Genomic DNA, 21355 nt, shown 5'->3' with positions numbered 1-21355 from the left:
CCGACATGGTTGATGGCGCAACCTAGTATTTCTACTGTATTGCAGCGCACCATAAATCGGCCTATATTGGAACTGTCTCCTCCAACCGTTCGCTGAACATTGGATTTCCGCCCGCACCGCATGGTAGCGGGCGTTTTTTTTGGTGGCGCCGCAAGCCAGCCGCCGTTCATCACTCAATCAGGTGGGACACGGCGCTGTGGAGCGGCAGGCCCGCTGTGGATTCCTTACTATTTCTCCTTCTGCTTTGTTCTGCATTCTTCTATTTAGATCGGCAAATGCGCCAAAAGCTCAAAGCAGGAGAAAGCAGAAAAAAGCAGAAGAAAATAGAAGGGAAAATAGAAGCTTGCCCACATGGTCCCGGAACCGCGCACGGGGTCCACTCCTCTCCTGTCAAGGCCGGATGGAAGGGGCGCAATGTGATGGACCGCCGCGCCGTGCTCAGGCCTGCCGCAACACGCTAAAGCCCATGCGCCCGCCCGGCATGGCGGGGAACACCTGCGCCAGCTGGCGCTCGCCCAGGCCCAGGTGGCGCTGCGCGATCTGGGCCAGCACGCTGCGGAAATCGGTCGTCACGGGCAGGTCGCGTCCTTCGTTGAGCTGGCTGTCGGCCAGGCCCTGCCAGTCGCCATAGACCTTGCCGCCGGCCACGCCGCCGCCCAGCACCCACATCGCATTGCCGTGCCCATGGTCGGTGCCGCCGTTGCCGTTCTCGCGCGCGGTGCGGCCGAATTCGGACAGGACGACGATGGTGGTCTGGTCGAACAGGGGCCCGAGGCGGCGCGCCAGCACTTCCAGTCCCTGCCCCAGCGGCGCCAGGCGGTTGGCCAGCTGGCCCTTGGCCGCGCCCTGGCCGGCGTGGGTATCCCAGCCCCCCAGCGCCACGAAGGCGAGCTGGATATTGGGGTCGTTGCGCATCAGCGTGGCCAGCCGCGCCGCGTCGTCCGGGAAACCGTTGGGCAGCGGGGCGCCGCCGTCGGCCATCTGCATCTCCATGTCGACGGCCGCCGCCATCACTTCCTGGTGCGCGTCCTTGCCCTCCTGGTAGGCGCGGCCGAAGCGGGCATGGCCCGCGTACAGCTGGTCGAAGGCGCGCCCCAGGGCCGGCCGGTCCAGCACATTGGCGCGCGTGCCGGCCGCGCCGCTGGCCAGGTTGACGGCCGGCGCCCGGCCCGACAGGATGCGCGGCATGGTGGGGCCGATGCTGAGCGCGCGGGTGGGCGTGGCCGCGCCGGGCAGCGCGCCGGCCAGCCGGTTCAGCCAGCCGTCCGCCGTGCCCTTGGCGCCGGGCGTGGCCGATTCCATGTAGTCCTGCGCGTCGAAGTGGGAGCGGGTGGCATCGGGCGAGCCGCTGGCGTGCACGAAGGCCAGCTTCTTCTGCTCCCACAGCGGCAGCAGCGGCGCCAGCGCCGGGTGCAGGCCGAAGTAGCCGTCCAGCTCCAGCGCCCCGCCCTCGGCGCCGGGCCGGGCCAGCGCGATGGTGGGACGCAGGCGCGCGTAATTGGGGTCGCCCACGGGCGCCACCACGTTCAGGCCATCGACGGCCCCGCGCAGCATGATGACGATCAGGCGCCGGCCGTTGCCGCCGTTGGCGGCGCTGCCTTCGGCCGGGGTGGCGGCCCAGGCGTGGCGTCCCAGCGGGATCACCAGGCCGGCGCCGGCGGCCAGTGCATTCATGAAGTCTCGGCGTTGCATGGTCACTCCTCGTTCGAATCGGGTTGGTTGGCGCGTTCAGCGCTGCATGAAGTCGGGGCCGCCCAGCAGCATGGCGGCGCGCAGCTGGGCCGGGCTGGCGGCCACGGCGCCGCGCGTGCGGTCCGATACCGTGCCGCCCAGCGTGGCCTGCAGCGCGCCCGCATCGAGCTCGCGTCCCATGGCGGCAGCGTAGGCGATGCGCCGGCTCAGCGCATCGGGATTGAGCCAGGCCGCTTCCGTGTTCTTGTAGCCGTCCGGGGTCTGGCAACCGTAGAGCGGCATGCCGAGCCGGTTCAGCGCGCCCAGCACAGGCTTGACCTCGGCCAGCGGCGCGCTGCCGGCGCGCGCGGCCGAGACGACGAACTGGTATGGCGTCTTGAACTTGGCGCCCTGCGCCTGCGGCGCCATGAATTCGGCGCTGTGAAACAGGGTGGCCAGCACGGTGCGGATGTCGCCCTTGCTATCGAGGTAGCTGCGCGCCATGCGCTCGACCAGGGCCGGCGGCGGCGCGTCCTGCACGAAGTACTGGGCCAGTTCATAGCTGATATGGTGCGCCGTGGCCGGATGCATGGCCAGCACGTCGAGCGCGTATTCGCCTTCCCCCGCGCCCCCGTCCTGGCCGCCGCCATGCACGGTGCGCCCCAGCCACTGCTTGTCGCCCTGGTCGTGGCGGCGCGCATCGAACAGGAAGCCCTCGTTGCGCTGCGCCAGCGCGCGCTGGTTGAAGGTCCAGCCGGTCAGCATGCGGGCCAGTTCGCGCACGTCGCGCTGGCTGTAGCCGCCGTCCACGCCCAGCGTGTGCAGTTCCATCAGCTCGCGCGCATAGTTTTCGTTCAGGCCGGCCGCCTTGGCCTTGGCGTCGGGCCGGCCGCGCGGCAGGTAGCCGTCCGCCGTCGACAGCCAGTTATCGAGGTAGAACAGCATGGCCGGATGGTGGGCCGTGGCGCCCAGCAACTCGCGGAAGGAACCGAGCGCGTAGGGCCGGATCGCGTCGCGCTCGTAACCGGCCACCAGCGCCCGGTCCAGGCCCTTGCCGGCGAAGACGTTGAAGTGGTTGAACCAGAAATCGACCATCACTTCTTCCAGCTGGCGCGGGCTGTCCACGGCGCGCGCCAGGCGCGCCTCGGCCGCCTGCTCGGCCATGTTGGCCACCACGGCGCGGCGCCTGGCCCTGGCTTCCTCGCCTTCGTCGCGCGCCATCTCGCGCACGGCCAGGAACTGGGCCAGCGTGGCGCCGGTGGGCTGGCGCACCGTCTCGAGCGCGTCCAGCCGCGCCGTCAGGGCGGCCGGCATGGGGATGGTTTCGGGATGGAGCTGGCTGTCGATGTAGCGCTGTACGCCCATCTGAGTCACGCGCTCGATGTCGCCGGGCCGGGGGCCGTAGGCCAGCCGGTTCAGCACGTGGCGCGCGGCCTGCCCGGGCGGCAGGTCGGCGGCGCCGGCGGCGCCCTGCCACAACAAGGTCAGGACAGTGGCGGCGATGGCGAAACTGCGCGGGGCGTTCATGGTGGCGTTCCTCGGTGGCAGGGCGGTGCCGCCATTCTAGCGCCGGCGCAGTCCGGAAAGTGTGATGCAGCAAGTATCGGAAGTAAGCATATGTTACGGACAACTTTCACGGAACAAGTTAATCAATCGATTTAGTTATATCAATTGTTTAAATTCCGTGTTTAAATGCCGGGATGAACCATTTCCCCCATCTTCCCAGCCGCCCCGGCGACGACGCCCGCAAGCCCCGCTCGGACGGCGAACAGTCGCGCGAGCGGCTGCGCGTGGCCGCCATGCGCCTGTTCGCGGAACAGGGCTACGCCCGCACGTCCACGCGCGAGATCGCGCAGGCGGCCGGCGCCAACGTGGCCGCCATCAGCTACTACTTCGGCGACAAGGCGGGCCTGTACCGGGCCGCCTTCGACGGCATGTGCCCGTCGGCCGACGCCAATATCGCCCAGTACGAGCAGCCCCACTTCACGCTGCGCGATTCGCTGCAGGGCTTTTACCGCCAGATGCTGGCGCCGCTGCAGCAGGAAGACGGCGAGCAGCTGTTCCTGCGCCTGTGGCTGCGCGAGCGGCTGGAACCGACCGGCATGTGGGCGGCCGAAATCGACAACAGCATCCGCCCCGAACACCTGGCCCTGGTGCGCGTGCTGTGCCGCCACCTGGGGCTGGCGCAGGCCGACGACGACGTGCACCGCCTGGCCTACTCGCTGGCCGCGCTGGCCGTGCAGATCATGGTGGGGCGCGACATCATCACGGCCATCACGCCGCAATTGCTGGCCACACCGGAGGCGGTCGAACACTGGCTGCAGCGCCTGGTGCGCTATGGCGAGGCGCAGGTGATGGCGGAACAGCGCATCCGACAGGACATCCAAGCAGAAGGAACAACATGAAGAGAGCACGACAACGTGGCGCCGGCGCGGCGGCAATAGCGGCAATAGCGGCGATGGCGGCCATGGCTGCCTCGCTGAGCGCGTGCGCCGTGCAGGGCCCGGTGCAGGCGCCCGGCGCAGCGGCGGCGCAGCAGGCAGCGCCGCCGGCCCAGTGGCAAGCACCCCTGCCGCACGCAGGCAGCGTGACGGCGCTGGCCGGCTGGTGGCAGCAGCAGGGCGACGCCTTGCTGGCGCAGCTGGTGACGGCGGCCCAGGAGGCCAGCCCCTCGGTGGCCAGCGCCGGCGCCCGCATCGCCCAGGCCCGCGCCGAGCGCGTGGCCAGCGGCGCCGCGCTGGCGCCCACGCTGGATGCCGCCGCCAGCGTCAACCGCATGAGCCAGCAGTCCGCCCTGCCCTTGGGCACGACGGCCCAGGCGGCCCTGCAGGCATCGTGGGAGATCGACCTGTTCGGCGCCGGCCGCGCCGCGCGCGACGCGGCCCAGGCCCGCCTCGACAGCGCCCAGGCGGGCTGGCACGACGCCCGCGTGTCGGTGGCGGCCGAAGTGGCCAACCAATACTATGCGCTGCGCGCCTGCCAGCAATTGCTGGCCGTGGCCCGCCAGGACGCGGCCTCGGGCGCCGACACGGCGCGCCTGACGGAACTGAGCGCGCGCGCCGGCTTCCAGCCGCCCGCCACGGCGGCCCTGGCCCGCGCCAGCGCGGCCGACGGCAACAACCGCGCCGTGGCCCAGCGCGCCGTGTGCGACGTGGGCGTCAAGGCGCTGGTGGCGCTGACGGCGCTGCCCGAACCGGAACTGCGCAGCCGCCTGGCCGCCGCCGCGCCGGTGGCGCCGCCCGCCATCGCCATCGACGCGCTGCCGGCCCAGACGCTGCGCCAGCGGCCCGACGTCTACAGCGCCGAACGGGCCGTGGCCGCCGCCAGCGCCGACGTGGGCAGCGCGCGCGCCCAGCGCTATCCGCGCCTGACCTTGAGCGGCTCGGTGGGCGCGGCCAACTTCCGCGCCGACGGCCACAGTACGCAGCTCGACACCTGGAGCATCGGCCCGCTGTCGCTGACGCTGCCCCTGTTCGACGGCGGCCGCCGCAGCGCCAACGTGGACGCGGCCGGCGCCCGCTACGACGCGGCCGTGGTCAGCTACCGCGCCAGCGTACGCCAGGCCGTGCGCGAAGTGGAGGAAGCGCTGGTCAACCTGCACAGCACGGGCGAGCGCGAAGGCGACGCCCGCACCGCCCTGCAAGGCTACCGCGAGTCGTTCACGGCGATGGAAGACCGCTACAAGAACGGCATGGCCAGCCTGCTGGAACTGGAAGACGCCCGCCGCACCCGCCTGGCCGCCGAGGATACCGTCATCAGCCTGCAGCGCGAACGCAGCGCCGCCCTGGTCGCGCTGTACCGCGCCGCCGGCGGCGGCTGGAGCGCGTCCCAACAATCACCGCAATAACGTGAAGCGACCAACCATGAAAACGATCAAACTCCAACCCGTCGCCATCGCCCTGCTGGCCGCGTTCGCCCTGTCCGGCCTGGGCATCGCCCTGTACCCGCCGGCCTCGCGCGCCGCCGACGGCAAGCAGGCCGATGCGCCTAACGCCGGCAACGGCACCGGCGGCACCAACGGCGCCAAGCCCGCGCTGACCGTCACCAGCGCCCTGCCGCAGGCCTCGCGCCTGCCCATCAAGCTGGCCGCCAACGGCAACGTGGCCGCCTGGCAGGAAGCGAGCGTGGGCAGCGAAGCGAACGGCCTGCGCCTGACGGAAGTGCGCGTCAACGTGGGCGACGTGGTCAAGGCCGGCCAGGTGCTGGCCGTGTTCTCGGCCGACAGCGTCAACGCCGACCTGGCCCAGGCCCGCGCCGCCCTGCAGGAAGCGGAAGCGAACGCCGCCGAGGCGGCCGCCAACGCGGCCCGCGCCCGCACGCTGCAAACGACGGGCGCCCTGAGCGCCCAGCAGATCAGCCAGTACCAGACGGCCGAACTGACGGCCAACGCCCGCATCGCCTCGGCCCGCGCGGCCGTGGCCAGCCAGCAGCTGCGCCTCAAACACACCCAGGTGCTGGCGCCGGACGCCGGCGTGATCTCGGCCCGCGGCGCCACGGTGGGCGCCGTGGTGGGCGCCGGCACGGAACTGTTCCGCATGATCCGCCAGGGCCGCCTCGAGTGGCGCGCCGAAGTGACGGCGGCCGACCTGCGCCAGATCCGGGTGGGCACGGGCGCCGTCGTCAAGGCCGCCAACGGCAGCGAAGCGACGGGCAAGGTGCGCATGGTGGCGCCCACCGTCGATCCGCAAACGCGCTACGCGCTGGTCTACGTGGACCTGCCGGCCAGCGCCACCAATGCGGCCAACGCGCCGTTCAAGGCCGGCATGTTCGCCAGCGGCCAGTTCGAGCTGGGCACGTCGGACGCCATCACGGTGCCGCAGCAGGCCATCGTCGTGCGCGACGGCTTCAGCTACGTGTTCCGCCTGAACGCGGACCAGCACGTGAGCCAGCTCAAGGTCAAGCCGGGCCGGCGCCTGGCCGACCGCATCGAGGTGCTCGACGGCATCGCCGCCGGCACGCGCGTGGTGGTCAACGGCGCCGGCTTCCTCAACGACGGCGACCTGGTGCACCACGTTGCCGATAGCGTGCCTGCCGCCGCTGCGGCGGCCCAGGCCAGGGCCGCCGCGCCCGTGGCCCGCTAAGGAGTCGCCGTGAATTTCTCCTCCCTGTCGATCAAGAATCCGATTCCGGCCATCATGCTGTTCGCCCTGCTCACGCTGGCCGGGTTGCTGGCCTACCGCGCCAACCCGGTACAGGATTTCCCGGACATCGAACTGCCCATCGTCACCATCACGGCCGCGCTGGACGGCGCCGCGCCGGCCCAGCTGGAAACGGAAGTGGCGCGCAAGATCGAGGATTCCGTGGCCACCCTGCAAGGGGTGAAGAACGTCTACACCAATGTGCTCGACGGCGTGGCCACCATCACCGTCGAATTCATCCTCGAAAAGCAGATCTCGGATGCCGTCAACGACGTGCGCGACGCCGTGGCCCGGGTCAAGGCCGACCTGCCGGCCGAGCTGCGCGACCCCACCGTGACCAAGGCCCCCACGGCCGGCCGGGTGGTGCTGACCTTCACGGCCGCCTCGGCGCCCGGCAAGGGGGCGCCCATGGACCAGCAGGAGCTGAGCTGGTTCGTCGACAACACGGTGGCCAAGCGCCTGCTGGCCGTGCCCGGCGTGGGCGCCGTCAAGCGGGTGGGCGGCGCCTACCGCGAGATCCGGGTCGAACTGGACGACGCGCGCATGGCCGCGCTCAAGGTGTCGGCGCTGGACGTGTCGCGCCAGCTGCGCCAGGTGCAGAAGGAAGCGCCGGGCGGCCGGGGCGACATCAGCGGCGCCGAACAGTCGGTGCGCACCATCGGCACCGTCAAGAGCGCCGCCGAACTGGCGGCCATGGACTTGCCGCTGCCCGACGGGCGCCGCATCCGCCTCGACCAGGTGGCCAGCGTGCGCGACACGGTGGCCGAGCCGCGCGCGGTGGCCCAGCAGGACGGGCGCGACGTGGTGGCCTTCGAAATCTTCCGCACCAAGGGCGCCAGCGAACTGGCCGTGGCCAAGGGCGCACGCACGGCCATCGCCGAACTGCAGCAAAGCCACCCCAACGTGGCGCTGACCCAGTCCATCGACAACGCCTTCCCGGTCGAGGAAAACTTCCACGGCTCGATGGAGCTGCTGTACGAAGGGGCGCTGCTGGCCGTGCTGGTGGTGTGGTGGTTCCTGCGCGACTGGCGCGCCACGCTGGTGGCGGCGGCCGCGCTGCCGCTGTCGGTGATGCCGGCCTTCCTCGGCATCTACTGGTTCGGCTACACCCTCAACACGGTCACGCTGCTGTCGCTGGCCCTGGTGGTGGGCGTGCTGGTGGACGACGCCATCGTCGAAATCGAAAACATCTCGCGCCATCTGCGCATGGGCAAGACGCCGATGCAGGCGGCCATGGAAGCGGCCGACGAAATCGGCATGGCGGTGATCGCCACCACCTTCGCGCTGGTGGCCGTGTTCCTTCCGACCGCCTTCATGAGCGGCATTCCCGGCCTGTTCTTCAAGCAGTTCGGCTGGACCGCCGTGCTGGCCGTGCTGGCCTCGCTGGTGGTGGCGCGCCTGCTGACGCCAATGATGGCGGCCTACATCCTCAAGCCGGCCAGGCACCAGGAGGAAAAGGATGGCTGGCTGATGGCGCGCTACATCCGCGTGATGCGCTGGTGCCTGTCGCACCGGCTGGTGACGGGCATCGCCTCGGGCGCCTTCTTCGTCGGCTCCATCATGCTGGTGCCGCTGCTGCCAACCGGCTTCGTGCCGCCGGCCGACCGTTCCCAGACCCAGATCAACCTGGAACTGCCGCCCGGCTCCACCCTGGCCGAAACGCGCGTGGTGGCCGAACGCGCCCGCCTGGCCGCCATGCAGGTCAAGGGCATCACCAACGTCTACAGCTCCATCGGCGGCGGCTCCAGCGGCGACGCCTTCGCGCCCGGCGCGGCGGCCGAGGCGCGGCGCGCCGTGCTGACCCTGACCACCGTGCACCGCAACGGCCGCAAGGAATCGATGGCCGACCTGGAAGGCCAGATCCGCCACAAACTCGACGAGATCCCTGGCGCCCGCTTCAACGTCGGCCCGCCCGACACCGGCGTCAAGATGCAGCTGGTGCTGCGCAGCGAAGACCCGGTGGCGCTGATGGCCGCCGCCCAGCAGGCCGAGCGCGAACTGCGCACCCTCAAGGGCGTGGGCAACGTGCGCTCGAGCGCCTCGCTGGTGCGCCCGGAAATCATCGTGCGGCCCGACTTCGCCAAGGCGGCCGACCTGGGCGTGACGGCGGCGGCCATCGGCCAGACCGTGCGCGTGGCCACGGCCGGCGACTACGACACCGACCTGACCAAGATGAACCTGCCCGAGCGCCAGGTGCCGATCCGCGTCAAGCTGCCCGACGCCGTGCGCGCCGACCTGGACGCCATCGGCCGCCTGACGGTGCCGGGCAAGAACGGCCCCGTGATGCTGGCCAACGTGGCGGCCATCACCATGGAGAGCGGCCCGGCCCAGATCAACCGCCTGAACCGCAACCGCAACGTGACGCTGGACGTGGAACTGGGCAAGCGCTCGCTGGGCGAAGTGAACGAGGAAGCGCGCGCCCTGCCGGCGCTGAAGAACCTGCCCGCCGCGGTCAAGATCGCGGAACTGGGCGACACCCAGGAGATGGCGGCACTGTTCGCCAGCTTCGGCCTGGCCATGCTGATCGGCGTGATCTGCATCTACTGCGTGCTGGTGCTGCTGTTCAAGGACTTCATGCAGCCGGTGACGATCCTGGCCGCCCTGCCGCTGTCGATAGGCGGCGCCTTCGTGGCGCTGCTGATCACGGGCCGGGCCCTGTCGATGCCGTCCATGATCGGCCTGATCATGCTGATGGGGATCGTGACCAAGAACTCAATCTTGCTGGTCGATTATGCTATTCTGGCCCGTCAAGCCGGCATGGGCCGCTTCGAAGCGCTGGTGGACGCCTGCCACAAGCGCAGCCGTCCCATCCTGATGACCACCATCGCCATGGGCGCCGGCATGATGCCGCTGGCGCTGGGCTGGGGCGCCGATCCCAGCTTCCGTTCGCCGATGGCCATCACCGTGATCGGCGGCCTGATCACGTCGACGTTACTGAGCCTGCTGGTGGTGCCGGCCGTGTTCACCTACATCGACGACCTGGAACACTTGCTGCAACGGCTCATGCGCAAGCTGCGCCGTCATCCGCCGGAACCCACCGCGCCGCTGCGCCAGGTGGCCGGCGGCCGCCACTAACTGAATGGAGAACAACATGGACGTACAAATCAAGGAACTGCCGGCCGTGCGCGTGGCCTACCTGCGCTACAAGGGCCCGTTCGGCCCGGCGCTGGGCGAATTCTGGAAAGAGGTGTTCGCACCGTGGCAGAAGGCGTTCGGCCTGCAGGGCCGCGTCAGCTACGGCGTGGCGCAGGACGACCCGTCCACCACGCCGCCCGAGGAATGCCGCTACGACGCCTGCGTGGAAGTAGAGGCCGACTACAACGTGGTGCAGCCGGCCAAGGAAGCCATGCTGGCCGGCGGCCGTTACGCCGTGGCCCAGTTCAAGGGCACGGCCGACCAGATCCCGGCCGCCTGGGATGAACTCTACAGCCGCTGGCTGCCGGCCAGCGGCCTGAAAATGGACGCCCGTCCCTGCCTGGAACGCTACGCGGCCGACTTCGCCGTGGACCCGGCCACGGGCACTTTCAGCTGCGAGCTGTGCGTCCCCGTCGCCTGAGCCCCGCCACACGTTGATCCGCGCTCACGGCGCCCAGCCGCCGCCGAGCGCGCGATACAAATCCACCGACGCCTGCAGCATGCGCGTCTTGAGCTGCAGCCGTCCCACGTCGGCGCCGTACAGCGTGCGCTGGGCATCGAGTTCCTCCAGATACGAAGCGTAGCCGTTGCGATAGCGGTTGTGGGCGATACGCAGCGTTTCGGCCGCCGTGGCGCGGCGCGCGTCGTTTTCCACGGCCTGCTCGCGCAGGCGCTGCAGCGCACCCAGGCCATTTTCCGTTTCCGCAAACGCGCCGCGCACGGCGTTTTCGTAGGCATACGCGGCCTGGTCGCGCTGGGCCGCCGCCGCATCCGTCTGCGCCTGCACCCGGCCGCCGTCAAACACGGGCGCCGCGGCCAACGCCGTCAGGCGCCACAGGGCCGTGGGCGCGTTGACCAAGTCCTTGATACGGAAGTTCTGCACGCCGCCCACGGCCGTCAGCTTGAACGACGGCAGCAGCTGGTCGCGCGTGGCGGCCAGGCTGGCGTTGCTGCCCAGCAGATTGAATTCGGCGCGCGCGATGTCGGGCCGGCGCCGCAGCAGTTCGGACGGCAGGCCGGCCGGCACCTCCGGCGGCGTCAGGTCGGCCAGCGGCGCGCCGCGCGCGATGGGGCCGGGATTGCCGCCGGCCAGGATGGACAGCGCATTCTCCTGCTCGAAGATGGCGCGCTTGAGCTGGGGCACCTGCTCCGCCGTGGCCTGGTATTCGGCCTGCGCCTGCAGCCATTCCAGCCGCGAACTGTAGCCCACGTCGAACTGGCGCCGCGCCAGCGCGCGCGACTGCTCGCGCAACTTCAGCGTCGCCTGCGTCAGTTCCAGCTGGGCGTCCAGCCCGCGCAGGTTCAGGTAGCCGGACGCCGCCAGCGCCGCCACCGACAGCGCCGCCGCATCGGCATTGGCGCGTTCGGCCTGGTAGCTGGCCTGCGCCGCATCCGTCTGCGCGGCCAGCCGGCCCCACACGTCGATTTCGTAACCGGCCTGGAATTCGGCCTGGTAGACATTGGTCACGTAGGGCACGCCGTTGTAGGCCAGCAGCCGGGTGCGGGTGGGCGAGGCGTCGACGCTGACGTTGGGCTGCTGCGCCGATGCCGCCACACCCAGCCGCGCGCGGTACTCGCTCACGCGGGCGCGCGCGATGCGCAGGTCGCCGTTGTTGGCCAGCGCCGTCGTCACCAGCGCGCTCAGGGCCGGATCGCCAAAGCTTTGCCACCACTGCCGCTCAGGCGCAGGCGCGCCGGCGGCTGGTCCCACCGGCGAGCGCCAGGCAGCCGGCGCCTGCAGGGTGGGCGCGGGCGGCGGCGCCACCCTGGCGGCGCAACCGGCCAGCAGCACGGCCAACAGCACAGGCAGCAACATTCCGCCAGCCGCCGCGCCGCGTGTAAGCGCAAGTCGATGGCGCGACGGGCCGCCGTTGCGGGGACGCGGCGCCGTTGTGGGCTGCCATCCGATAGGCGCCACGCTCATGACCGCGCTCCCGAGGCACGCGCGGACGCCGGGGCCGGCGCGTGTGCGGGCACACGCGCGGATGCGGATGCGCGCGCGGATGCGGGCGCGCGCGTAGGCGCTGGCCCTGGCACGGGGACAGGCTCCGACACTGGTCCGCCCTCATTCAGCTCGCCCGACGTATCGATGCTGACGATCACCGACATCCCCGGCCGCAGCCGGCGCGCCAGCGCCTGGCCCGGATCGATGCGGATGCGCACCGGAATGCGCTGGGCGATCTTGACGTAGTTGCCCGTCGCGTTATCGGCCGGCAGCACGCTGAACTCGGACCCCGTGGCCGGCGAGATGCGCTCCACCTGCCCCGTCAGCGCGGCGCCGTCCAGCGCATCGACCTTGAAAGTGGCGCTCTGCCCCACCCGCACGGCATTCATCTGGGTCTCCTTCAGGTTGGCGATCACCCACAACTGGCGCGGCACCAATCCCATCAGCTGGGCGCCCGCATTGACGTAGGCGCCCTGGCGCACCGTGACCTGGCCCAGCTGGCCATCGGCCGGCGCCGTGATGCGCGTGTTGTCCAGGTCCACCCTGGCCGCCTTGAGCGCGGCCGCCGCGTTGGCCACGGCCGCCTCCAGCGCCGCCTTGTTGACCTGCACCGACTGCACCTGCTGGCGCGCGATGTCGAGCGAGGCGCGGGCCTGCGCCACCGCCGCCACCGTCTGCGCCCGCAGCGCGCGCGACTGGTCCTGCTCGCGCACGGAGAGCGAACCGTCCGCCGCCAGCTGGTCCACCCGTCCCAGGTCGGCCACCGCCTTGGCCGCCTGCGCCTGCGCGTTGGCCAGCGCCGCCACGTTCAGCGCCACACCGGCCTCCGCGCTGCGGCGCGTCTGCACCCAGTTGGCCAGCGCCGCCTGCTGGGCCGCCAGCTGGGCCTGGGCCTGTTCATAGCGCTGCTGGAACACGCGGTCATCGATCAGCACCAGCAGCTCGCCCTGGCGCACCTGCTGGAAGTCCTGCACCTTCACTGCCGTCACATAGCCCGACAGCTGGGTGCCGACCAGCGTGACCTGGCCCCGCACCAGGGCGTTCTCCGTCGACACGATGGCGCTGCTGAACGGCGGCAGCCGCCATGCATACAACACCACCAGCACACCCACCAGCGCCACGGCCGCGAAGCCGATGGCCGACAGCCACTGCGCACGCCGGTCCGGCGGCGCCGGCGGCGGCGAAGCGGCGGCCACCGCGGCGGCGGCAGCGGCGGCGGCCACGGTGGCCATGTCGGGCGGCGCGGCGGCCGGGGTAGACGCATCAGGTGGTGTGGTAGTCATCGCGCTCCGGAGTTGTTGAGAGATACGTTAGCCATGCCCGTTTGCGCGTTCGGCCCGCCACTGCCCTTGCAGACCACGCACTGGTCCCAGAAATAGCGCGCCGCCAGCCAGGCCAGCGTGGCCAGCGCCACGGCGCAGATCAGCATGAACACATCGTTATAGGCCAGGATATTGGCTTCGCGCGTGGCCGCCGCCCCCAGCGAGGCCACGCCCTGGGCGCTGCGCGCGGCCGGATCGGCCAGCGTGCCGCCCAGCGCCGCGCCGCCGGCCTGCACCCGCGCCGCCACCTGCGGATCGAGCAGCGTCAGATGTTCGACCAGCTGGCTCGAATGGTATTTTTCCCGCACCACCTGGAACGTGCCCACCAGCGCGGAGCCGAGCAGGCTGCCCAGGTTCTGGGTGATGGTGAACATCAGCGAAAAGCTGATCAGGTTGCGCGGCGCCGCGATCACGGCGCCGAAGCCGGAAATGAAGGTGGGACCGATGAAGAAGGCGCCGCCAAAACCGAGCAGGAACTGGCTCACATACATATTGGCGGGCCGCGTGAGGTTGGTGGCGTGGGCGTCCATCCAGGCGCCGGCCGCCATCAGCACCAGCGACAGCATCAGCGAGGGCGCGATGCGGGCCGGGGTGATGGTGAGCGCGCTGGCCACCATGCCGGCCACGCTGCCGGCCATCACCACCAGCCACAGTTGCTGCATCTGGTCGTTGTTCAGGCCCAGCGCCTGCAAAAAGCCCACCGTGCCGCTGGCCTCGGACTGCACCACCCGGATCAGCAGCACGGACAGGGCCAGCCGCAGCATATTGCCGGTGGTGAGCCAGCGCGTGTTGAGCAGGGGCGCGCGGCGATTGTGCTCCACCAGCAGCGCGGCCGCGATCAGGACGATGGACGCGGCCAGGCTGTAGCCCAGCCAGCGCGACTCCAGCCACCACACGGTGCGCCCCAGCGCCAGCACGGCCGACAGCAAGGCCACCCCGGGCGCGAACAGGGCGAAGGTGAGGAAGTCCAGCCGTTCGAAGGCCTTGACGCGGTCGCCCGGCGGCAGCTTGAGCAGCAGCACGCAGCCCAGCGCCAGCAGCGTCATGCCCAGTTCGAACCAGTACAGGCCGCGCCACTCGCCCAGCTCCAGCAGCTCGGACGAGAACAGCCGCGCCAGCGGCAGCGCCAGCTGGGCGAAGCCCACGCCCAGCACCACGCCCTTGAGCCGGTGCTGGGCCGAAAACGCCTGCAGCGTGTAGTACAGCCCCAGCACCGTCAGCGCCGCGCCGGACATGCCGCTGGCGGCCCGCACGGCGATGGCCGACGCCAGCCCGTGCACGAACAAATGGGCCAGCGTGGCCACGGCGTACAGCACCAGGAACAGTTCCGTGAACAGGCGCAGGCCGAACTGCTGGCGGAACTTCACCAGCAACAGGTTCATCGACACATTGGCCATCACGTAGGCGGCCGGCAGCCACTGGATTTCGGAGGCATACACGCCCAGCGAACCTTGCAGGTACGGCAGGTTGACGGACACCAGGGCGTTGCCCAGGCCGCCCGTCAGGGCCACGACCAGGCCCACCAGCAGATAGGCCACCCGGCGCCGGTCCGAGTGCAGCGGCGTGGACGGCGACCCTGGCAGCGTGGGGCGCTCATGCGGTAGCCAGACTTGTGGGGTGTACACGTCCATGCCGGTATGCTCGTCAGGTTGCTCTTGCGTTGCACGCTCAAGTGTTGCACGCTGAAACGCTCTGACGGCGAGCATACCATTTGCGCGAGCAATGTTGCGCCATTTGCAGCGCCAGCGGGACAGGCCGGCGGCTGCCGAAACCAAATAAAATTCCGGCAACCGTGTCATTGCGGCCAGATTCCGTCCAAAATAGCCATCATGGCGCGCCAAGTCACACAATAATATGTGCGGAATTTGGCGATAATTGTGCGCACTTTGCAGCTTACCGCGCCGCGGCCGCCGGCCGGCGCACCAACTCGGGAGACTCAATGCATTTCAAGCACATCGCAGGCGCCATGGCGCTGCTGGGCATGGCCGGCGCGGCCGGCGCGCAGGACATGGTGGTCAAGATCGGCCACAGCGGCCCCCTGTCGGGCGCCCAGGCGTTCTCCGGCAAGGACAATGAAAACGGCGCCCGCCTCGCCATCGAGGAACTGAACGCCAAACCGATCACCGTGGCCGGCAAGAAGCTCAAGTTCGAGCTGCTGTCCGAGGACGACCAGGGCGACCCCAAGTCCGGCGTGGCCGTGGCCCAGAAGCTGGTCGATGCCGGCGTGCGCTACGTGGTCGGTCCCTACAATTCGGGCGTGGCTATCCCCGCCTCGCGCACCTACCACGACGCCGGCGCGCTGGTGGCCACCGTGGCCACCAATCCCAAGCTCACGCAGCAGGGCTACCAGGGCCTGTTCCGCGTCAACGCCAGCGACACCCAGCTGGGCTCGAAAATGGCGCTGTACGCGGCCAACGAACTGCACCTGAAGAACGTGGCCGTGATCGACGACCGCACCGCCTTCGGCCAGGGCGTGGCCGAGGAATTCAAGAAGCAGGCCAAGGCTTCCGGCATGCTGGTGGCCGGCCATGAATTCACCAACGACAAGGCGTTCGACTTCACGTCCATCCTCACCAAGCTCAAGGCGAAGAAGGTGGAAGCGATCTTCTTCGGCGGCTACGCGCCGCAGGGTGCGCCCATGGCACGCCAGATGAAGCAGCTGGGCATCAACGCCAAACTGCTGGGCGGCGACACCATCTGCACGGCCGAAATGGGCAAGCTGGGCGGCGACGCGGCCGGCGCCAACGTACTGTGCTCGCAGGGGGGCGCCATCCTGGACAAGGCCGCCAGCGGCCCGGCCTTCAAGGCCAAATACAAGCAGCGCTTCAAGCAGGATGCGGACGTGTACGCGGCCTCGTACTACGATGCCGTGCAGCTGTACGCGCAAGCGATGCAGAAGGTCAATTCGACCGACCCGCTCAAGGTGAGCGTGGCGGTGGCGGCCGGCAGCTACCAGGGCGTGGCCGGCACCTATGCCTTCGACAGCCATGGCGACATGAAGCAGTCGCCCGTCACCATCTTCACCTTCAAGAACGGCCAGCCGGTGCCGCTGACCAGCTACTGACGTTAGTCCCGGCGCGCCACGCCCGTGGCGCGCGAAAATGACAAGCGAATGGCAAGAAATAACAAGTCCGATTGCCCCCGCTGTCCGAGAATGCTCCATCGACACCCTTGTTGAGGAGACCTCTATGACTACCCGGACCCGCCCCATGCAGGCGACCATCTTCTGTGCCCTGTTCCTGCTGGCGGCCATCATCATGCTGGCCCTGGGCGTGGATGCCCACGCCTACTACCTCCCCGCCGCCAGCCTGCTGCTGGAAGCGGCCCTGCTGTGGAAAGGCGCCAGCCTGCGCTGGTTCAAGCGCGTACTGGAATTGAACCAGCTGACGGCCATCGTCCTGATCCTGGACCTGTGGCTGGGCGACCTGCTGCACCTGCCCAAGCTGACCATCTCGGCCTCCATGCTGGCCGCCAACCTGCTGCTGGGCGGCCCGCTGATGGGCATCCTGGCCATAGGCGCGCTCGGCTCCATGCACTTCAGTAAAACCCTGCCCGGCTGGTTCCAGTCCGGCCGCGCCGCATAAGAAGGCCCGCACATGAAACTGCAATCGACCACACTGATCGCGGCCCTGGGCCTGGGCCTGGGTTTGGCCATGACCGGCACCGCCGGCGCCGCCAACCTGAGCGGCACCGTCGCGCTGGAAGACGGCAAGCCCGTACTGGGCGCCATGGTGACCGTGTTTAACGAAGCAAAGAACCGCAAGGAAACCGTGTACACGGCGGCCGACGGCAGCTACGCCATCCGCACCGACTTCGGCGGCAAGCTGGCCGTACGCACCCGCCTGGCCAACTTCGAGGACAGCAGCACGGAGACGTCGCTGGCGCCCAACGAGACGGCCACCATCAACTTCACCATCAAGCACTTCGCCTCGGCCCAGGCGGCGTCGGACGCGCTGACGGCATCGGCTCACAATGCCCGCCTGCCGTGGGAAAGCACGGACGAGCGCAAACCGTTCGTCAGCCAGTGCATGTATTGCCACCAGATCGGCAACGCGCTGACCCGGCCGCCGCGCCCGCAAAGCGCGTGGATCGCCACCATCAACCGCATGGAAGGCTATTTCGCCCAGCTCAGCGGCAAGGAAATCCAGACCATCAGCGGCGTGCTCACGCGCGGCTTCGACGGCAAGCCGGTGGCCGCCGTGCACGACTATGCGCCCACGGCGGAACTGGCGCGCGCCAAGGTCGAACAGTGGCTGGTGGGCGACGGCATGTCCTTCATCCACGACACCGACGTGGGCGAGGACGACAAACTGTACGGCACCGACGAAGGCCACGACATCATCTGGGTGCTGGACCGCAAGAGCCACAAGGTCGAGCAATATCCGCTACCGGCGTCCGACCTGCCCGTGGGCGGCAAGTTCTCCGGCCAGCAACTGCCGATCGGCATCTTCACCGGCAAGCACGGCCCGCACAGCACGGCCCAGGCCAAGGATGGCCGCATCTGGATTACCAACGCCCTGTCGTCCACGCTGATGTCGTTCGACCCGGTCAGCCATGCCTTCAAGGTCTACCCGATTCCGGGCGACGTGCTGTATCCGCACACCATCCGCATCGACCAGGAAGGCATCGTCTGGTGGACCAACGTGGCCTCCAATCAGGTGGGCCGCTTCGATCCCAGGACGGAGCAGATGAAGGTGATGCGCCTGCCCTCGAACGGCTTCTTCCGCTGGGTCAGCGACATGCTGTTCCCCACCATCGTCGAGCTGACCAGCTGGTTCCCCGGCAAAAACCTGCACCTGGACCTGTCGCACCAGAAGTGGCTGGGGCATAACATCCTGGCCTTCCCGTACGGTATCGACATCAATCCCAAGGATGGCAGCGTGTGGTACGCCAAGCTGTACGCCGGCAAGATCGGCCGCATCGATCCCAGGACCATGGAAATCACGGAGTACGACACGCCGCTGAAAGGCCCGCGCCGCCCCCGCTTCGACCATAACGGCGTGCTGTGGATACCGGCCTTCGACGACAGCGGCCTGATGGCCTTCGACACGGCCACCAAGCAGTTCAGCAGCTACCCGCTGCCCGTGCTGGCCAAGGGTGAACATGAAGTGCCGTACGCGCTCAACATTCATCCGCGCACGGGCGACGTGTGGATCACGGCCAATAACTCGGACCGCGTGCTGCGCTTTACGCCATCGACCAAGACCTTCCTCAGCTACCCCAGCCCGACCCGGGTGACGGTGCTGCGCGACCTGGTGTTCACCAAGGACAACCGCGTCTGTTCCAGCCTGTCGAACCTGCCGGCTTACGGCACGGAAGATGGCCTCGACTCGTTCATGTGCATCAACCCCGAAGGGGGCGAGCAGGATCGCGCCGCCATGGGCAAGGTGAAATGATGGGAGGCGCGCTGGAAACCAACGCCGGGCTGGAGATGCTGCTGACACGTCTGGCGGCACGCCGCCAGGACTGGGCCGCGCTGGCCGTGCAGGAGCGCATCGCCCTGCTGCGCCAGGTGCGCGAGCGCATCCCGGCCGTTGCCGACCGGTGGATCGCCCTGTCCAACGCGGCCAAGGGCATCGCCGCCGACAGCCCGCTGCAAGGCGAGGAATGGACCTCCGGTCCGTGGGCGCTGCTGGCCAGCTGCGACCACGTGCTGGCCACGCTGGAACAGATCGCCGCCACCGGCCGGCCCGCCGTCCACAAGCTCAGGCAGCGCACGGTGGCCGGGCGCCAGCTGGCGGTGGAAGTGTTCCCGCAAAATATCTTCGACCGCCTGCTGCTGTCGGGTGTGCGGGCGGAAGTGTGGATGCAGCCGGAAGTCAACGCCGGCAACCTGGCCAGCCACGTGGCCGCCGCCTACCGCGACACCCGCCACGCGCAAGGTGAACTGGCACTGATCCTGGGCGCCGGCAACATCTCCAGCATCGCCCCGCTCGATGCGCTGCACAAGCTGTATTCGGAAAAAGCGGTCTGCATCGTCAAGCTCAATCCCGTCAACGAATACCTGCTGCCCGTGTTCCAGGACATCTTCGCCCCGCTGGCCGAGCGCGACTTCCTGCACTTCGTCACGGGCGGCGGCGAGGTGGGCGCCATGCTGTGCCAGCACGCGCTGGTGGACACCATCCACATCACGGGCAGCCAGGCCACGCACGACGCCATCGTCTACGGCCACGGCCCGGACGGCGCAGCGAAGCGGCTGGCCAACACACCGCTCAATCCCAAGCCCATCTCCAGCGAACTGGGGGCCGTGTGTCCCACCATCGTGGTGCCGGGGCCGTGGACGGCGGCCGACATCGCCTTCCAGGCCAGCCACATCGCCACCCAGAAGCTGCACAACTCGGGCTTCAACTGCGTCGCCTCGCAAGTGCTGGTGCTGCCGCAGCAGTGGCAGCAGACACCGGCCCTGCGCCAGGCCGTACGTGAAGCACTGACCGCCGCGCCGGACCGCAAGCCCTACTACCCGGGCGCGGCCAGCCGCCAGGCCCAGTTCGCGGCGGGGCAACCGGGCGCGCGGCGCGTCAACCCGCAAGGGGCGGCCGCCAATCGCGAAGTGGTGGAACTGCCGCCGGCCAGCGCCGAACAGGTATTCGGGCGCAGCAACGAGGTGTTCGCCCCCACCCTGTGCGAACAGCTGCTCGACGGCGAGGACGCGGAAAGCTTCCTGCGCCAGGCCATCGCCTTCAGCAACGACCGGCTGCGCGGCACGCTGGGCGCCAACATCCTGATCCACCCGGCCACCATCAAGGCGCTGGGGCCGCGCTTGGACCAACTGCTGCTGGAACTGCGTTACGGCTGCATCGCCATCAACGCGTGGACGGGACTGGGCTACCTGCTGACGCAGGCGCCGTGGGGCGCCTTCCCCGGCCACGTGCTGAACGACGTGCAGAGCGGCATTGGCAGCGTGCACAACACGCACATGTTCGACAAACCCCAGCGCACGGTGGTGCGGGCGCCGTTCCGGCCCTTCCCGCGCAGTGTGCTGAGCGGGGCGATCACGCTGTTGCCCAATCCGCCCTGGTTCGTCAACAACCGCCAGGCCCACAACGTGGGGCGCAAGCTGTTCGCGTTCCAGGTCCAGCCTTCGTGGTTCAAGCTGCCCGCTATCTTCTTCGACGCGCTGCGGGGCTGAGGCGCTTGCGCCGTCAGGCGGCGCCGTCCCCGGACAGGCCGCCGCGGTGGATGGCGTACTGCTGGGTCGATGGCTTGAGCACGGCATCGAAGCGCACCGGTTCGGCCGCCGGATCGGCCATCAGGCGGGCATTGATGACGATATCGACCCGGTTCACCAGCGCGTCCGACACGCGCAGCGCCGCGTTCACCGCGTACAGCCGGGGCTCATGGCGCTCGATGGCCAGGCGCACGGCGGCGCAGATGGTCTGCTTGTCCTCGTCGCTGGTCAGGCACATGCCGGCAAAGTCGATCAAACCATAGTTGAGGATGGAGTTGCCCACTTCGGGATACGGCGCCAGCGCGGCGTCGGCCACGGCGGCGCGGGTGTTGAACAGCGCCTCCAGGTCGCGCGCGACGGCATCCTTGAGCTGCTCGAGCGACCAGCCCCGCGCGCGCGGCAGCTCGTCCATCAGGCGGTCGATCAGGCCGGGGGCGTAGCGCTGCTGCATGGCGGCTCTCCTGGACGGTGGGGAGCGCCAGCCACGCCACCGCCGCGCAAGCTGCCCGCGACACCGTGCCGGGCCGGGCCGGGCATCCAGCGCAGCCCTGCGCGGCGATGACGTGACTGACGAAGTGGCCATTATCAAACATCGCCCGCAGCAACACTTGCGCCAGCGCAAATAGCCGCGCCGCCCGTGGCGCAGCCCATACAAAAACCTGGGGACGAAATAAATGGGGACGTACCCCATTTACGAAAAAAGGGGTACGTCCCATTTACGAAAACCGTGTTACGTCCCCGGTTTTCGCGTCCCCATTATTCCCAATAATCCGTCCCGGCCGGCGCCTCATTCGAAAAAAGGGGTACGTCCCCATTTTTCGAAAAAAGGGGTACGTCCCCATTTTTCGTTTCGAAAAAAGGGGGACGTCCCCATTTTTCGTCCCCATTTTTCGAAAACCGTGTTACCGTGAAAGCTCGGTACTGCAGGCGTATGCCTACTCACCTCGCGGTATGGCGAGTGTGATCGTACCGCCAG

15 protein-coding genes are annotated in these 21355 nt (G+C 69.2%); 9 read left to right on the top strand and 6 right to left on the bottom strand.

What is annotated here, in order from left to right; all coding sequences use genetic code 11:
- Positions 1–438: 438 nt before the first annotated feature.
- Positions 439–1692, bottom strand: coding sequence for a DUF1501 domain-containing protein (locus AC3WOS_RS25325; RefSeq protein ID WP_492719684.1), 1254 nt, complete (start codon positions 1690–1692; stop codon positions 439–441).
- A 36-nt stretch (positions 1693–1728) separates the two neighbouring features.
- Positions 1729–3198 (bottom strand): DUF1800 domain-containing protein, encoded by a 1470-nt coding sequence (locus AC3WOS_RS25320; RefSeq protein WP_492719683.1) that lies wholly within the window; start codon positions 3196–3198, stop codon positions 1729–1731.
- 173 nt (positions 3199–3371) lie between these two features.
- Here AC3WOS_RS25320 and AC3WOS_RS25315 point away from each other — a divergent pair, with 173 nt between their 5' ends.
- The 5 genes from AC3WOS_RS25315 (at position 3372) to AC3WOS_RS25295 (ending at position 10365) form a co-directional block, all read left to right on the top strand.
- Positions 3372–4076, top strand: coding sequence for a CerR family C-terminal domain-containing protein (locus AC3WOS_RS25315; protein ID WP_492719681.1), 705 nt, complete (start codon positions 3372–3374; stop codon positions 4074–4076).
- Between the two features lie 62 nt (positions 4077–4138).
- A complete protein-coding gene (locus AC3WOS_RS25310; protein WP_492719679.1) occupies positions 4139–5518 on the top strand; it encodes an efflux transporter outer membrane subunit in 1380 nt (459 codons plus the stop codon).
- 16 nt (positions 5519–5534) lie between these two features.
- Complete coding sequence (locus AC3WOS_RS25305; RefSeq protein WP_492719677.1) at positions 5535–6752, top strand: efflux RND transporter periplasmic adaptor subunit; 1218 nt, start codon at positions 5535–5537, stop codon at positions 6750–6752.
- A 9-nt stretch (positions 6753–6761) separates the two neighbouring features.
- Complete coding sequence (locus AC3WOS_RS25300; protein WP_492719676.1) at positions 6762–9884, top strand: efflux RND transporter permease subunit; 3123 nt, start codon at positions 6762–6764, stop codon at positions 9882–9884.
- 16 nt (positions 9885–9900) lie between these two features.
- On the top strand, positions 9901–10365 hold the full coding sequence (locus AC3WOS_RS25295; protein ID WP_492719674.1) for an AraC family transcriptional regulator: 465 nt from the start codon (positions 9901–9903) through the stop codon (positions 10363–10365).
- 24 nt (positions 10366–10389) lie between these two features.
- On the opposite strand, the gene AC3WOS_RS25290 is transcribed toward AC3WOS_RS25295, so the two are convergent.
- The 3 genes from AC3WOS_RS25290 to AC3WOS_RS25280 all read right to left on the bottom strand — a co-directional run bounded on the left by AC3WOS_RS25290 (position 10390) and on the right by AC3WOS_RS25280 (position 14842).
- Positions 10390–11760 (bottom strand): efflux transporter outer membrane subunit, encoded by a 1371-nt coding sequence (locus AC3WOS_RS25290; protein WP_492719672.1) that lies wholly within the window; start codon positions 11758–11760, stop codon positions 10390–10392.
- Positions 11761–11864: 104 nt separating this feature from the next.
- Positions 11865–13172: an HlyD family secretion protein gene (locus AC3WOS_RS25285; RefSeq protein ID WP_492719670.1), complete on the bottom strand. Its 1308-nt coding sequence runs from the start codon at positions 13170–13172 to the stop codon at positions 11865–11867.
- A complete protein-coding gene (locus tag AC3WOS_RS25280) occupies positions 13169–14842 on the bottom strand; it encodes an MFS transporter (RefSeq protein WP_492719668.1) in 1674 nt (557 codons plus the stop codon). Before AC3WOS_RS25280 ends, AC3WOS_RS25285 begins: the two co-directional genes overlap by 4 nt.
- A gap of 308 nt (positions 14843–15150) precedes the next feature.
- On the opposite strand from AC3WOS_RS25280, the gene AC3WOS_RS25275 reads away from it, so the two are divergent.
- The 4 genes from AC3WOS_RS25275 to AC3WOS_RS25260 all read left to right on the top strand — a co-directional run bounded on the left by AC3WOS_RS25275 (position 15151) and on the right by AC3WOS_RS25260 (position 20340).
- Positions 15151–16275: a branched-chain amino acid ABC transporter substrate-binding protein gene (locus tag AC3WOS_RS25275; protein WP_492719666.1), complete on the top strand. Its 1125-nt coding sequence runs from the start codon at positions 15151–15153 to the stop codon at positions 16273–16275.
- A 124-nt stretch (positions 16276–16399) separates the two neighbouring features.
- A complete protein-coding gene (locus AC3WOS_RS25270) occupies positions 16400–16795 on the top strand; it encodes a hypothetical protein (RefSeq protein WP_492719664.1) in 396 nt (131 codons plus the stop codon).
- A gap of 12 nt (positions 16796–16807) precedes the next feature.
- Positions 16808–18607: a carboxypeptidase regulatory-like domain-containing protein gene (locus AC3WOS_RS25265; protein WP_492719662.1), complete on the top strand. Its 1800-nt coding sequence runs from the start codon at positions 16808–16810 to the stop codon at positions 18605–18607.
- On the top strand, positions 18604–20340 hold the full coding sequence (locus AC3WOS_RS25260) for an aldehyde dehydrogenase family protein (protein WP_492719660.1): 1737 nt from the start codon (positions 18604–18606) through the stop codon (positions 20338–20340). Before AC3WOS_RS25265 ends, AC3WOS_RS25260 begins: the two co-directional genes overlap by 4 nt.
- 13 nt (positions 20341–20353) lie before the next feature.
- Here the strand turns inward: AC3WOS_RS25260 and tssE are convergent, their stop codons facing one another.
- Positions 20354–20830: a type VI secretion system baseplate subunit TssE gene (gene tssE / locus AC3WOS_RS25255; RefSeq protein WP_492719658.1), complete on the bottom strand. Its 477-nt coding sequence runs from the start codon at positions 20828–20830 to the stop codon at positions 20354–20356.
- Positions 20831–21355: the final 525 nt, after the last annotated feature.

Source organism: Rugamonas sp. FW305-51 (assembly GCF_058786935.1).
The sequence above is the reverse complement of the archived record's forward strand: the minus strand, read 5'-3'. Positions and strand labels throughout refer to the sequence as shown.